The following is a 12,631-nucleotide window of genomic DNA, read 5'->3' as shown; positions in this document are numbered from 1 at the left end:
GGCGAATACGCCCACTTCGTGGTCTATCTCAATTATGTCATCAGGCCATTCACCGGCCGTCTGGGAGAACCTTGTTCGTATGATTCGCACGCTGCCCGCCCTTTTTGCCTTGCTGCTCGCCGCGCCCTTGATGGCCGCGCCTGCCGGGCAACAGACCCTGTTCAACTTCGTCCGGCCTGCCGATGTGGTCAAGGTGGCGACCCAGGACGCCAGCCTGCCGCAATACAACGCCGAACAAACCCCCGAAGGCGAGGTGCTGCGCCGCATTACGTTCAACCCGGCTGCCGAGCCGAGCCTGGTTCTCAGCCCGCAAACCGGTGCCTGGGACTGGTCCCAGTCGGGCGCCATGAGCCTGCGCATCCAGAGTGCGATGGACTGGGCGCTGACGCTCTACGTCAAGGTGCAGAGCAGTGATGGCCGTACCCTGGTCAGCCGCGTTGACCTGCCTGCCGGCCCGGCCCAGACCCTGCTGGTGCCGCTGCAGGCCAACTCGCCGCTGAGCCAGGGCATGAAGGCCGGCCCGCCGATGCCGATCACCGTGGACGGCCAGCGCGTGTTACTGGCCAGCAGCGCCGGCGAGATCGACCGCAGCCAGGTGGTTTCGGTGACCTTGTCGATGATCAAGCCCAATGCCGCCCAGAGCATCCTGCTGGAGCGCTTTGGCGTGCAGGACAGCGAACCGGTGATTAAGGCGGCCTATAGCGAATTGGTGGACGCCTACGGTCAATCCACCCGAGCGCGCTGGCCGGAAAAAGTCAGCAGCGACGAGCAACTCAAGGCCGCCGCCGCCAAGGAACAACAGCAGCTCCAGGGCTGGCTGGCCACGCGGGACAAATCCGCGCTGGACCAATATGGCGGCTGGAACAAAGGCCCGGCCTTCGACGCCAGCGGGTTTTTCCGCACCGAGAAGCGCGACGGGCGCTGGTACCTGGTGACGCCGGAGGGGCACCCGTTCTACTCACTGGGCGTCAATACCGTGGCCCCGGACAACAGCCAGACCTACGTGGCAGGCCGAGAATGGATGTTCGCGGCGTTGCCCAAGGGCGGCGAGCCTTTCGACAAGTACTACGGCAGCAGCGACAACCGCACCGGCAACGGCGCGGGCGAAGGGCGCAGCTTTGCTGCCGGGCGTTGGTATGACTTTTACGGCGCCAATCTGCAGCGCACGTATGGCGGTGACGGGTTTGACCAGAAGCGCTGGGTGACCCACACCCTCGACCGCTTGCAGGCGTGGGGTTTCAACACCGTCGGCAACTGGAGCGATGATGATCTGGCCACCGCCGACCGCGTGCCCTACACCTTGCCGCTGTCGATTGTCGGCGACTACGCCAGCATCAGCACCGGCACCGACTGGTGGGGCGGCATGCCCGACCCGTTCGACCCCCGCTTCGCCATGGCCACCGAGCGCGCCGTGGCGATTGCTGCCCGCGATCACCGTGATGACCCGTGGTTGATCGGCTTTTTTGCCGACAACGAGCTGGCTTGGGCCGGCCCTGGTGATGATCCCAAGTCCCGCTACGCCCTGGCCTACGGCACCTTGCGCATGACCACCGATGTACCGGCCAAGCGCGCGTTTCTGAAGCAGTTGCGCGACAAGTACCGTAACGAAGAAGGTTTGTCGAAAGCCTGGGGCATCGATTTGAAGGGCTGGGAGCTGATGGAAGACCCGGGCTTCGAACCGCCTATGCCCAACGCCGAGCACCCGGAAATCGAAGCTGACTTTAAATACTTCCAGAAGACCTTCGCCGATGCCTACTTCAAGACCATCTCCGACTCGCTGAAATGGCATGCCCCCAACCAACTGCTGTTGGGCGGCCGTTATGCGGTCAGCACGCCGGAAGCCGTGGCCTCCTGTGCGCAGTACTGCGATGTGTTGAGTTTCAACATGTACACCCTCAAACCCCAGGACGGATACGACTTCGCCGCCTTGCGGGCGTTGGACAAGCCGGTACTGATCACCGAATTCAACTTCGGCTCGGCCGACCGTGGGCCGTTTTGGGGTGGCGTGACCCAACTGGCCAAGGAAGACGACCGTGGCGTGGCCTACGGCAATTTCCTCAAGCAGGCCATGGCCGAGCCGTCGATTGTCGGCGTGCACTGGTTCCAGTACCTGGACCAACCGGTGACCGGACGCCTACTGGACGGTGAGAACGGCCATTTTGGCTTGGTGGGCATTACTGACATTCCGTTCCAGGGCTTTGTCGAGAGCGTGCGCAAAAGCAACCTGGCGGCGGTCGACCAACTGGGCAAGGAAGCGGAAAAGGCCAAGGCGGCAGGCGCCGCGCGTGAAAGCGAGGGTGGCCGGGCCGGGCATGAGGGCAAAGGCCCGGGGCAGGGCGCCGGGCACGCGGGCGGGCACTCCGGAAATGGTCATTGATTGAGTGCTGACGGGTTCACAAAACCTACAAGGGCTGGAACAATGTCGGCCACTTTTTTCGATGTTTTTCGAGGGCGCTCAGGTGCAGATTCAGGGTCATTACGAACTCCAGTTCGAAGCGGTACGTGAAGCCTTCGCCGCGTTGTTCGATGACCCACAGGAGCGTGGTGCCGGGCTTTGCATCCAGATCGGTGGCGAAACCGTCGTCGACCTGTGGGCCGGCACCGCCGACAAGGACGGGGCCGAGGCCTGGCACAGCGACACCATCGTCAACCTGTTTTCCTGCACCAAGACCTTTACGGCGGTCACGGCCCTGCAATTGGTGGCCGAAGGCAAATTGCAACTCGATGCGCCGGTCGCCCACTACTGGCCTGAATTTGCTGCCGCCGGGAAAGAGGCCATCACCCTGCGCCAGTTGCTCTGCCACCAGGCCGGGTTGCCGGCGATCCGCGAAATGCTGCCCACCGAGGCTCTCTACGACTGGCAACTGATGGTCGATACGTTGGCCGCCGAAGCCCCGTGGTGGACGCCGGGCCAAGGCCACGGCTACGAGGCCATCACCTACGGCTGGCTGGTCGGTGAATTGCTGCGGCGTGCCGATGGTCGTGGGCCGGGAGAGTCCATTGTCGCGCGGGTGGCGCGGCCATTGGGGCTGGACTTCCACGTGGGGCTGGCGGATGAAGAGTTTTACCGTGTTGCACATATAGCGCGCAGCAAAGGCAATATGGGCGATGAAGCCGCACAACGTTTACTGCAAGTAATGATGCGTGAACCGGCGGCCATGACCACGCGTGCATTTGCCAATCCACCGTCTATTCTGACCAGCACTAATAAACCTGAATGGCGCCGTATGCAGCAGCCAGCGGCGAATGGTCACGGTAATGCGCGCAGCCTGGCGGGTTTTTATAGTGGATTACTGGACGGTAGTTTGCTTGAAGCCGACATGCTCGAACAATTGACCCGCGAACACAGTATCGGGCCGGATAAAACATTATTGACACACACCCGTTTTGGCCTGGGCTGCATGTTGGACCAGCCGCAGCTGCCCAACGCCACGTTCGGCCTTGGCCCGCGTGCATTCGGGCATCCTGGCGCCGGTGGCTCGGTGGGGTTTGCCGACCCTGAGCACGATGTAGCATTTGGTTTCGTGACTAATACATTGGGGCCTTATGTACTTATGGACCCACGGGCACAGAAGTTGGTCGGAATATTGGCCGGTTGTCTGTAAACCCCTTGCTGTTTCACGTTTTTTTGTTACAAAGGCAACTATAAGAAGGCGCTGAACGAAATGATGTAACTTTAATGTTCTGTAAGCGTCTGTTTAACGGGTCATCCAGACCCCCGTTTCTTTTCTCATTTTGTGGATATCTCATGTTATCGAACAAGTCCTTGGCACTGGCGCTATGCCTCACTATTACCGGCTGCGCACAAACTCCACAAAATGATGCCGAGGGTGGGCATTGGTGGTCATTTGGATCTGATAAGGCCGCGACCAAGGACGCAGTGACCCAAGCCGACGCCAAGCCAGAGGCCAAATCAGAGGCCAAGCCTGACGCCAAGCCAGCTGCCGGCGCCAAGCCTGCCGCACCGGTAGCCGCTGCGGCTGCTGCGCCAGCCCCGGCTCCAGCCGCCAAGGCTGACACCGGCTCCAGCTGGTGGCCATTCTCTTCCAAGACCGCCGACGAAAAGGCTGCCGATGCCAAGGCCGACCTGAAAGCCGACCTCAAGGCCGCAGAACCTGCCCCTACGGTTGCCAAGACCGACACCGAAACCCACTGGTGGTGGCCGTTCGAAAGCAAGCCCAAGCCATTGGCCAAGGTCGACGTGACCAACGTGCCGATGCCCGATCCGAAAATCACCCAAGCCTGGTTGGACGACTATGAGCCGCGCCTGCGTGCTGCCATCAAGGACAGCAACCTGCAACTCGAGCGTCGTGACAACGTGCTGGTGGTGATCGCCCCGGTCGACGGTTCCTACAACCCGAAACGCCCGGCCATGTTGCTGCCCGTCACCCTCGGCCCGTTCACCCGTGTGGCCAAGGCCGTTGAAGCCGATCCGAAGACCGCCGTATTGGTACTCGGCCACGTCGATGCCACCGGCACCGCCCCGGCCAGCCAGGCGTTGACCAAGGAGCGCGCGCAATCCATCGCCTCGATCTTCAGCCTCAGCGGCTTGAAGCAAGACCGTCTGATGCTGCGCGGCATGGGTGACCTGATGCCACGAGCGGCCAACGACAGCAACCAGGGCCGTGCCCTGAACCGTCGCATGGAAATCATGTTCACCCAGCGCACCACCATGCTGGCGCTGCTGAGCAAGTACCAGTCGGGCAAAACCCCGCCTGTCGCCGAAATGGTTGCAGTGCAGGACGTTCCAGCCCCGGCCCCGGCCGCCAAGGCACCGGCTAAAAAGGCGCCAGCCGCGAAAAAAGCGGCAGCCAAGCCTGCGGCCAAAAAAGCCCCGGCCAAGCCCGCTGCGAAAAAACCGGCTCCAGCCAAGGCCAAGGCTGCTGCGCCGGCGAATGACCAGGCGAAAAACTGATCTGCTGAACCAGAAGGATAAAGCCGCATGACCCAGGCACTGGCCGATATGCGCCGTGACTACACACGGGATGGCTTGAGCGAGGCCCAGGCCCCGAGCGAGCCGTTTGCCTTGTTTCACCAGTGGTTTGCCGACGCGGTGAAAACCGAGCAGCCACCGGTGGAGGCCAACGCCATGACCCTGGCCACCGTCGACCAGGACGGTCGCCCGCACTGCCGCATCCTGTTGCTCAAGGGCTTGGATGCGCAGGGCTTTACCTTCTTTACCAACTATCAGAGTGCCAAGGGTCAACAGCTGGCGGCGCGGCCGTTCGCAGCCATGACCTTCTTCTGGCCGACCCTCGAGCGCCAGGTGCGCATTGAAGGTCGGGTGGTCAAGGTCACCCCCGAGGAGTCGGACGCTTATTACCAGGTCCGCCCGCTGGGCAGCCGCCTGGGGGCCTGGGCCTCTCCGCAGAGCCAAGTCATTCGTGACCGCGAAGAGCTGCAGGACCTGCTCAAGGCTACCGAGCAGCGCTTCACTGATACCCAGCCCGACTGCCCGGAGCACTGGGGTGGCTATCGCCTGTTGCCCGAGCGCGTCGAGTTCTGGCAAGGCCGCGCCAGCCGCCTGCATGACCGCCTCAACTACCGCCTGCAAGATTCGCAGTGGACGCGCGAGCGTCTGGCGCCCTGAGCTGCACCTTTCGTCACTTCGCTTGAATGTTGCCCATCACCCCGAAGTCTCTTGAACAGAGACTCCGGGCGTGTACTGTTGCGCCGCATTCTTCAGCCAGTCCGGCAACTCAGACCGTTTGATCTTCAACGCACGGGCCTGCTCCAGTTGCGTGAGCATGAAGGCACGCTTGTGCGGATCATCGCCCGCCAGGGACAGTGCCAGGTCACGGTCGATCCAGCGCCGGATGCGCAGGTACAACCAGCCGTGGAAATACAGGCCGGCAAGGGTTGTGACTACAATGATGAAGTAATCCATGAGGGACCTGGCTACGAGAGAAGAGCTACCGTTCGTCGAGTTTTCTGGTGCGGGCAGTCTGTACTAAGGCTGAATGAAAGCAATTTTCTGCGGGGCTTGCCGTGACAGGCGTCAAGCCGCAGCGTTTAATGAACACCTGTCCTTTGGAGTTGATGCTATGCGTAAGTCCGTTTTACTGGTTGCCTGCTTTACCACCCTGTCGTTGCTGCTGGGTGGCTGCGCCTCGAGTCTGACCGGCGACTCGTACTCCCGTGACGAAGCGCGTCGTGTACAGACCGTGCGCATGGGTACCATTGAATCCCTGCGTCCGGTGAAAATCGAAGGTACCAAGACCCCAATCGGCGGCGCGGCTGGCGCCGTCATCGGCGGCGTTGGCGGCAGCGCTATCGGCGGCGGCCGTGGCAGCATCGTGACCGCCGTGATCGGCGCCGTCGCTGGTGGCCTGCTGGGTTCGGCCACCGAAGAAGGCCTGACCCGCACCCAGGGTGTGGAAATCACCGTTCGCGAAGACGACGGCAGCATGCGCGCCTACGTGCAGGCCGTGCAGGAGAATGAAATCTTCCGCATCGGCGACCGTGTACGCATCATGACCGTCGATGGCACCAGCCGCGTTACTCGCTAAACGTCGGCGTTGGAAACACAAAACCCCAACCGGGTGACCGGTTGGGGTTTTTGGTTTTAGGGGCGGGCGTCTAGCCGGTGGCGGGCGGGTTACATACAAAAACGCCGGCAATAAAAAACCGCCTTAGCAGGGCGGTTTTATTGCGGACCAGATTTTACGCTCGGCTCGCATACTCATAGGACGCGGCGACAGAATCCGAAGGGGTTGGGCTTCAGGTGAACATTTCTATGTCATCCATTGCGTCATTCACCGCAGCCGACAGAGACGGCGACCTGCGTCTTGCCTGTTCCAACGCCGGCGTGACCTTTGTCATATCTAATGCCCCGAATCGACGTGCGATGTGTCCAATAGCTACGATTGCTGCCGCTGAAATCTCGTCGTCAGGGTGTTCGATAAATTGGAGACAGGTATGTTCTGCCCAGTCGCCATTCGGTTCATCAAGCCCAATCGAAATCAATGCCTCCGTCACTTTGCTGACATCTGATGTTGCTAGATAGCGTACTGCTTCATCGTGTTCCAGTGATGGGTCGTGGTATCGCATTGTCATTTTGTATCTCCCAGGATTTTGCCTTTGCGGTTGGTTTTCCCAGCTCTGATCAAGGCGTTTTTCATTTCTTGTCGTAAGCCGCTCCAAGGTCTTACGTGGGCGTGATAGGCACCTTCAGCAGTACGATCTATCACTACAAACTCATTTGTATGCGGATCAATCGCTATACGTCGTCGCGAATTCGGCGGATTTACCTCTATCGATTCATTAAGCGAATCCAGCCCATTTTCAGGGCGTTTACTTTTAACTGAATTCCCCTTTTTGCTGTGATAGGGCGCGTCCTCATACTTCCAGCTAACGACGATATACAGCGGCCTGACCCCTGAATCCGCCGGAAATACCAGGATGAAATCCCTGTACTCAGGTGGATAAATCGGGTCGACAATTATATCGGCGGCTTGCTCGGTGGGCGGATATACCCATATGTGCGGCGTCGATGGCGCCGCTTCCAATGCAGGTATGCCGAGTGTACTGGCGGGGTCGGTAGCAGGCGTCCAGATCAGCTCAACCCCATCACCCAAGTCGGCAACGTAGTGCGCATGCCGTATCTGAAACTGCACCACATCGACCATTTCCCAGTCGTGGTTCTTTCCCGTATAGAAAGCGTATCCCTTGAGCGTACCGTCATCGCGTTGCTCGATATGCAAGCGTACCCGCGTACGCGCCCTGGCCATGGAGCGCAATTGATCTTCGCTGTAAAGCGCGCTGTCGCCGAGATTGGAGGGCCATACGAGTGCAACTATGCCTGCCAAAAAGGCGGTGCCCACCGTGCTGACACTCGCTGTGGCGACTGTGCCCACGCTGCCAGCCGTGGCGACGCCACCAAGCGATAGCCCTCCAAATCCTGCCGGCAGAGGACTGCCACCGATCATTCCCAATCTCAGCCGACCGGAACTGTCTGCTTCTATCCCACCCAGCAGTGCGTATTCGGCATAGTCTCTTAACCTATCAAGAGGCACATAACCGGTCGGTTCGTGATAATCGATGATTGCGTCCGGTAAATTGCAGGACTTAGCAAATACGCAACCTTCCTTAGGTACCTGAGGGGGTAGCGGCTTAACCAGAAAGCGTGCTTCTTCTGCTATCTGCCGGTCGATTACTTCCCTCTGAGCTTGTTGCTGGCTCACTGCCCGGCCCGCCAATTCGGCTTCGTTCATGGGCTCCAGACGTCGGTATCCACCGGTGCCAGTCCCGTAACATCGCCAAACTTGGTATACGTCCTTTTTGTTTGCCATTGTGCCCTCCTGGCTTGTTGTATAACGACGTCCGGCATAAAAGCCGGAAGACGACGTTAGGCCAAGTCAAGAAGGGGGGATGTAGGGGGAGTCTGAGAAGGGTAGATATGCTGAGTGAACGGGGAAATCAGACGCCGGCTTGAAATGGCCGGCGCCTGCAAATAAGGTCAGATTTTCTTACGACTCGCCATCGCCGTCACCGCATAACCAATGAACGCCGCCAGAATCGATCCCGTCAGAATCCCCATCCGGTCTTCACCAGCAAACTCACTGGCACCCGGCACAAACGCCAGGGAGCCGACAAACAGGCTCATGGTGAAGCCAATGCCGCACAGGATCGCTACGCCAAACACCTGGCCCCAGTTCGCGCCGCTGGGCAGGGTGGCGAGGCCAGCCTTGATGGCCAGCCAGGTGAGGCCGAACACGCCGACGGTCTTGCCGATCAACAGGCCGGCGGCGATGCCCATCGGTACATGGTGGGTGAAGCTTTCCAGGCTGACACCGGTCAGGGACACGCCGGCGTTGGCGAAGGCGAACAACGGCAGGATGCCGTAGGCCACCCACGGGTGCAGGGCATGTTCCAACGTCAACAGCGGCGATGGCTCGGCGTTCTTGGTGCGCATCGGGATACAGAAGGCCAGGGTCACACCGGCGAGCGTGGCGTGGACACCGCTCTTGAGTACGCACACCCACAGGATCAGTCCGATGATCAGGTATGGCCCGAGCTTGATCACACCCAGGCGGTTCATTGCGATCAAGGCAACCAGGCAGGCACCTGCGCCCGCCAAGGCAGCACCGGACAGGTCGGCGGAATAGAACACGGCGATCACGATGATCGCGCCCAGGTCGTCAATAATTGCCAGGGTCATCAGGAACAGCTTCAGCGACACCGGTACACGCTTGCCCAGCAGGGCCAGCACGCCCAGGGCGAAGGCAATGTCGGTGGCCATGGGAATCGCCCAGCCGGAAAGCGCGGCGGGGTAGTCCTTGTTGATTGCCCAGTAGATCAGCGCCGGCACCACCATGCCGCCGATGGCGGCTGCACCCGGCAGCACCACTTGCGAGGGCTTGGACAGGTGGCCGTCGAGCAACTCGCGCTTGACCTCCAGGCCGATCAGCAGAAAGAACAGGGCCATCAGGCCGTCGTTGATCCACAGCAGGGCTGGCTTGGCGATTTTCAATGCGCCGATCTGCGCCACCACCGGCACGTCAAGAAACGCGCCGTAGAGGTGCGACAAGGGTGAATTGTTGATGATCAGCGCCAAAGCGGCAGCGGCGATCAATAACAGCCCACTGGCGGCTTCCAGCTGGAAGAAACGGGTGAAAGTGCTACGCAGAGGCAAGGGATGCTCTCCAATCAAGGTTCAATAGGTGGGTACCCTAACCCGTACCGTTAGTTGTTAAAACAAAAGTTATATTCTTATTTGTTATAAGAGATGAGGGTGGATGGCGTTGCGCCAAAGCCTAGCAATTGTGTGTCCAATTGAGTCTTCACTGTATCTGTGTGCAGTGTAGGAAACATCCTAAGATTGGGGCTGAAATCCTTAGAGAACTCCCTCATGAGCGACCACCGTCCCTGGGCCCGCGAAGCCATTCGCATCATTGAAGCGGACTTCCAGCGCAGCGCTGACACCCATCTGATCCCCTTGCCGTTGCCGGGTTTGCCGGGTATCGAGTTGTATTTCAAGGACGAGTCCAGCCACCCCACCGGTAGCCTCAAGCACCGGTTGGCTCGCTCGCTGTTCCTCTACGCGCTGTGCAATGGCTGGCTCAAACCGGGGGCGCCGGTGATCGAAGCGTCCAGCGGCTCGACGGCCATTTCCGAGGCGTACTTTGCGCGTCTGTTGGGTTTGCCGTTTATTGCGGTGATGCCAGCCACCACCTCCCAGGAAAAAATCGCACAGATCGCCTTCTATGGCGGTCACAGCCACCTGGTACAGGATCCGACGCAGATCTACGCCGAATCCGAGCGCCTGGCGCGGGAAAGCGGCGGTCACTTCATGGACCAGTTCACCTACGCCGAGCGTGCCACCGACTGGCGGGCGAACAACAACATTGCCGAGTCGATCTTCCAGCAAATGCGCTTCGAGCGACATCCGGAGCCGAGCTGGCTGATCTCCAGCCCCGGCACCGGCGGCACCACCGCGACCCTTGGTCGTTATGTGCGCTACCGCCAGCATTGCACCCGTGTGTTATGTGCCGATGCCGAGCGTTCGGTGTTTTTCGATTTCTATCAGAGTGGCGACGCGAGTTTGCGCCTGGACTGCGGTTCGCGCATCGAAGGCATTGGCCGGCCACGGGTCGAAGCGTCGTTCTTGCCCAAGGTGATTGATGCCATGGTCAAAGTGCCTGACGCACTCTCACTGGCGGCCATGCATTACCTCGCCGAGCGGCTGGGGCGACGGGTCGGCGGTTCCAGCGGGACCAACCTGATTGGCGCCCTGGTAGCGGCGCAGCAAATGAAAGTGGCGGGGGAGTCGGGCTCGATCGTGGCGATCTTGTGTGATGGGGGAGAGCGGTATGCCACGACCTATTACGATCCGGCCTGGTTGGCGGGGCAGGGGTATGCGCTGGATGGATTGATCGCGGCCGTTGCGGCCAGTGTCGAGCGGGGCGAGGCGTTGCCGGACAGCATTCTGCGCGCCAACATCTAACCTGTAGAGCCCGGCAAGCCGGGCTTCTACAGGGGCATATGTCAGGCTTCGAGGCCCAACATATCCCGCGCCAACGCCTCGGCAATCCGAATCCCGTCCACACCGGCGGACAGAATCCCACCGGCATAACCCGCGCCTTCACCGGCCGGGAACAGGCCCTTTACGTTCAAGCTTTGCATCGATTCGTTACGGGTAATCCGCAGCGGCGATGAGGTGCGCGTCTCGATACCGGTCAACACGGCGTCGTGCAACGAGTAGCCCTTGATCTGCTTCTCGAAGGCCGGCAGTGCTTCACGGATCGCTTCGATGGCGAAGTCCGGCAAGGCCAGGGCCAGGTCGCCCAGGGACACGCCTGGCTTGTAGGAGGGTTCCACACTGCCGATGGCGGTGGACGGCTTGCCCGCGATGAAATCACCCACCAGCTGCGCCGGCGCCTCGTAGTTGCTGCCACCGAGGATATAGGCGTGGGATTCCAGGCGTTCCTGCAACTCGATACCGGCCAGCGGGCCACCGGGGTAGTCCACCTCGGGGGTGATGCCGACCACGATGCCGGAGTTGGCATTGCGCTCGTTACGCGAGTACTGGCTCATGCCGTTGGTGACCACGCGATTGGGCTCGGAGGTCGCCGCTACCACCGTGCCGCCTGGGCACATGCAGAAGCTGTAGACCGAACGGCCGTTCTTGGCGTGGTGCACCAGCTTGTAGTCGGCAGCGCCGAGTTTCGGGTGCCCGGCGTATTTGCCCAGGCGCGCGGCATCGATCAGTGATTGCGGGTGTTCGATACGGAAACCCACCGAGAACGGCTTGGCTTCCATGTACACGCCACGGTCGTGGAGCATGCGGAAGGTGTCGCGGGCGCTGTGGCCCAGGGCCAGGATCACGTGCTTGGAGAGGATCTGCTCGCCGCCATCGACAACCACGCCGTTCAACTGGCCGTCTTCGATCAATACGTCGGTCACCCGTTGCTCGAAGCGCACTTCACCGCCCAGGGCGATGATCTGTTCGCGCATGTTTTCGACCACGCCGGTGAGGCGGAAGGTACCGATATGCGGCTTGCTGACGTAGAGGATTTCCTCCGGCGCACCAGCCTTGACGAACTCGTGCAAGACTTTGCGGCCATGGAATTTCGGGTCTTTGATCTGGCTGTACAGCTTGCCATCGGAAAAGGTCCCGGCGCCGCCTTCACCGAACTGCACGTTGGACTCAGGGTTGAGTACGCTCTTGCGCCACAGGCCCCAGGTGTCTTTGGTGCGCTGGCGCACTTCCTTGCCGCGCTCGAGGATGATCGGCTTGAAGCCCATCTGCGCGAGCAACAACCCGGCAAAGATCCCGCAGGGGCCGAAGCCGACCACGATCGGGCGTTCTGTGAGGCCCTGTGGTGCCTGGCCCACGACCTTGTAGCTGACATCCGGCGCCGGGTTGACGTTGCGGTCATCGGCGAACTTGAGCAGCAGGGCGGCTTCGCCCTTGACGCTCAAGTCGATGGTGTAGATGAAGCACAGCTCCGAGGATTTCTTGCGCGCATCGTAGCTGCGTTTGAACAGGGTGAAATCGAGCAGGTCATCACTGGCGATGCCCAGGCGCTGCACGATGGCAGGCCGCAGGTCTTCTTCGGGATGGTCGATGGGCAGCTTGAGTTCGGTGATTCGTAACATGACGGGATCCGGTAGGCGGCGGGCAAAGAGG

At 60.7% G+C, this 12,631-nt stretch carries 11 protein-coding genes; 6 read left to right on the top strand and 5 right to left on the bottom strand.

Features of this window, described 5'->3' with window-relative positions; translation table 11 throughout:
• The first annotated feature begins 79 nt into the window (after positions 1 to 79).
• The 4 genes from CWC48_RS03715 (at position 80) to pdxH (ending at position 5,590) form a co-directional block, all read left to right on the top strand.
• On the top strand, positions 80 to 2,377 hold the full coding sequence (locus CWC48_RS03715) for a beta-galactosidase (protein ID WP_100491356.1): 2,298 nt from the start codon (positions 80 to 82) through the stop codon (positions 2,375 to 2,377).
• Between the two features lie 82 nt (positions 2,378 to 2,459).
• Positions 2,460 to 3,605: a serine hydrolase domain-containing protein gene (locus tag CWC48_RS03710; protein WP_078050877.1), complete on the top strand. Its 1,146-nt coding sequence runs from the start codon at positions 2,460 to 2,462 to the stop codon at positions 3,603 to 3,605.
• A gap of 143 nt (positions 3,606 to 3,748) precedes the next feature.
• Positions 3,749 to 4,915: an OmpA family protein gene (locus CWC48_RS03705; protein WP_078047243.1), complete on the top strand. Its 1,167-nt coding sequence runs from the start codon at positions 3,749 to 3,751 to the stop codon at positions 4,913 to 4,915.
• Between the two features lie 27 nt (positions 4,916 to 4,942).
• Positions 4,943 to 5,590: a pyridoxamine 5'-phosphate oxidase gene (gene pdxH, locus CWC48_RS03700; protein WP_078047244.1), complete on the top strand. Its 648-nt coding sequence runs from the start codon at positions 4,943 to 4,945 to the stop codon at positions 5,588 to 5,590.
• Between the two features lie 36 nt (positions 5,591 to 5,626).
• Here the strand turns inward: pdxH and CWC48_RS03695 are convergent, their stop codons facing one another.
• Positions 5,627 to 5,887: a hypothetical protein gene (locus CWC48_RS03695; protein WP_078047245.1), complete on the bottom strand. Its 261-nt coding sequence runs from the start codon at positions 5,885 to 5,887 to the stop codon at positions 5,627 to 5,629.
• Between the two features lie 157 nt (positions 5,888 to 6,044).
• Between CWC48_RS03695 and CWC48_RS03690 the strand changes: the two genes are divergently transcribed.
• Positions 6,045 to 6,509 (top strand): glycine zipper 2TM domain-containing protein, encoded by a 465-nt coding sequence (locus CWC48_RS03690; protein WP_003189251.1) that lies wholly within the window; start codon positions 6,045 to 6,047, stop codon positions 6,507 to 6,509.
• Between the two features lie 211 nt (positions 6,510 to 6,720).
• Here the strand turns inward: CWC48_RS03690 and CWC48_RS03685 are convergent, their stop codons facing one another.
• From CWC48_RS03685 to nhaA, 3 genes are all read right to left on the bottom strand, one after another.
• A complete protein-coding gene (locus CWC48_RS03685) occupies positions 6,721 to 7,056 on the bottom strand; it encodes a hypothetical protein (RefSeq protein ID WP_078047246.1) in 336 nt (111 codons plus the stop codon).
• Positions 7,053 to 8,291 carry an S-type pyocin domain-containing protein gene (locus tag CWC48_RS03680; RefSeq protein ID WP_078047247.1) on the bottom strand — a complete coding sequence of 413 codons (1,239 nt, stop codon included), beginning with the start codon at positions 8,289 to 8,291 and terminating at the stop codon, positions 7,053 to 7,055. Before CWC48_RS03680 ends, CWC48_RS03685 begins: the two co-directional genes overlap by 4 nt.
• 167 nt (positions 8,292 to 8,458) lie before the next feature.
• On the bottom strand, positions 8,459 to 9,634 hold the full coding sequence (nhaA, locus tag CWC48_RS03675) for a Na+/H+ antiporter NhaA (protein ID WP_078047248.1): 1,176 nt from the start codon (positions 9,632 to 9,634) through the stop codon (positions 8,459 to 8,461).
• A gap of 216 nt (positions 9,635 to 9,850) precedes the next feature.
• Between nhaA and CWC48_RS03670 the strand changes: the two genes are divergently transcribed.
• Entirely contained in the window at positions 9,851 to 10,945 is a 1,095-nt protein-coding gene (locus tag CWC48_RS03670; RefSeq protein WP_100491355.1) for a PLP-dependent cysteine synthase family protein, read from the top strand.
• A 41-nt stretch (positions 10,946 to 10,986) separates the two neighbouring features.
• On the opposite strand, the gene CWC48_RS03665 is transcribed toward CWC48_RS03670, so the two are convergent.
• On the bottom strand, positions 10,987 to 12,600 hold the full coding sequence (locus tag CWC48_RS03665; protein WP_100491354.1) for an NAD(P)/FAD-dependent oxidoreductase: 1,614 nt from the start codon (positions 12,598 to 12,600) through the stop codon (positions 10,987 to 10,989).
• Positions 12,601 to 12,631: the final 31 nt, after the last annotated feature.

The sequence above is a fragment of the Pseudomonas sp. S10E 269 genome, from assembly GCF_002798465.1.
GTDB lineage: Bacteria > Pseudomonadota > Gammaproteobacteria > Pseudomonadales > Pseudomonadaceae > Aquipseudomonas > Aquipseudomonas pergaminensis.
This window is presented reverse-complemented; position numbering and strand designations above follow the sequence as displayed.

What these genes read in the sequence shown, in the direction of transcription:
- CWC48_RS03670 (WP_100491355.1), top strand. Translation starts at nt 9,851, where the DNA reads ATGAGCGACCACCGTCCCTGGGCCCGCGAAGCCATTCGCATCATTGAA.
- CWC48_RS03665 (WP_100491354.1), bottom strand. Translation starts at nt 12,600, where the DNA reads ATGTTACGAATCACCGAACTCAAGCTGCCCATCGACCATCCCGAAGAA.
- CWC48_RS03685 (WP_078047246.1), bottom strand. Translation starts at nt 7,056, where the DNA reads ATGACAATGCGATACCACGACCCATCACTGGAACACGATGAAGCAGTA.
- CWC48_RS03680 (WP_078047247.1), bottom strand. Translation starts at nt 8,291, where the DNA reads ATGGCAAACAAAAAGGACGTATACCAAGTTTGGCGATGTTACGGGACT.
- pdxH (WP_078047244.1), top strand. Translation starts at nt 4,943, where the DNA reads ATGACCCAGGCACTGGCCGATATGCGCCGTGACTACACACGGGATGGC.
- CWC48_RS03705 (WP_078047243.1), top strand. Translation starts at nt 3,749, where the DNA reads ATGTTATCGAACAAGTCCTTGGCACTGGCGCTATGCCTCACTATTACC.
- CWC48_RS03695 (WP_078047245.1), bottom strand. Translation starts at nt 5,887, where the DNA reads ATGGATTACTTCATCATTGTAGTCACAACCCTTGCCGGCCTGTATTTC.
- CWC48_RS03715 (WP_100491356.1), top strand. Translation starts at nt 80, where the DNA reads ATGATTCGCACGCTGCCCGCCCTTTTTGCCTTGCTGCTCGCCGCGCCC.
- CWC48_RS03690 (WP_003189251.1), top strand. Translation starts at nt 6,045, where the DNA reads ATGCGTAAGTCCGTTTTACTGGTTGCCTGCTTTACCACCCTGTCGTTG.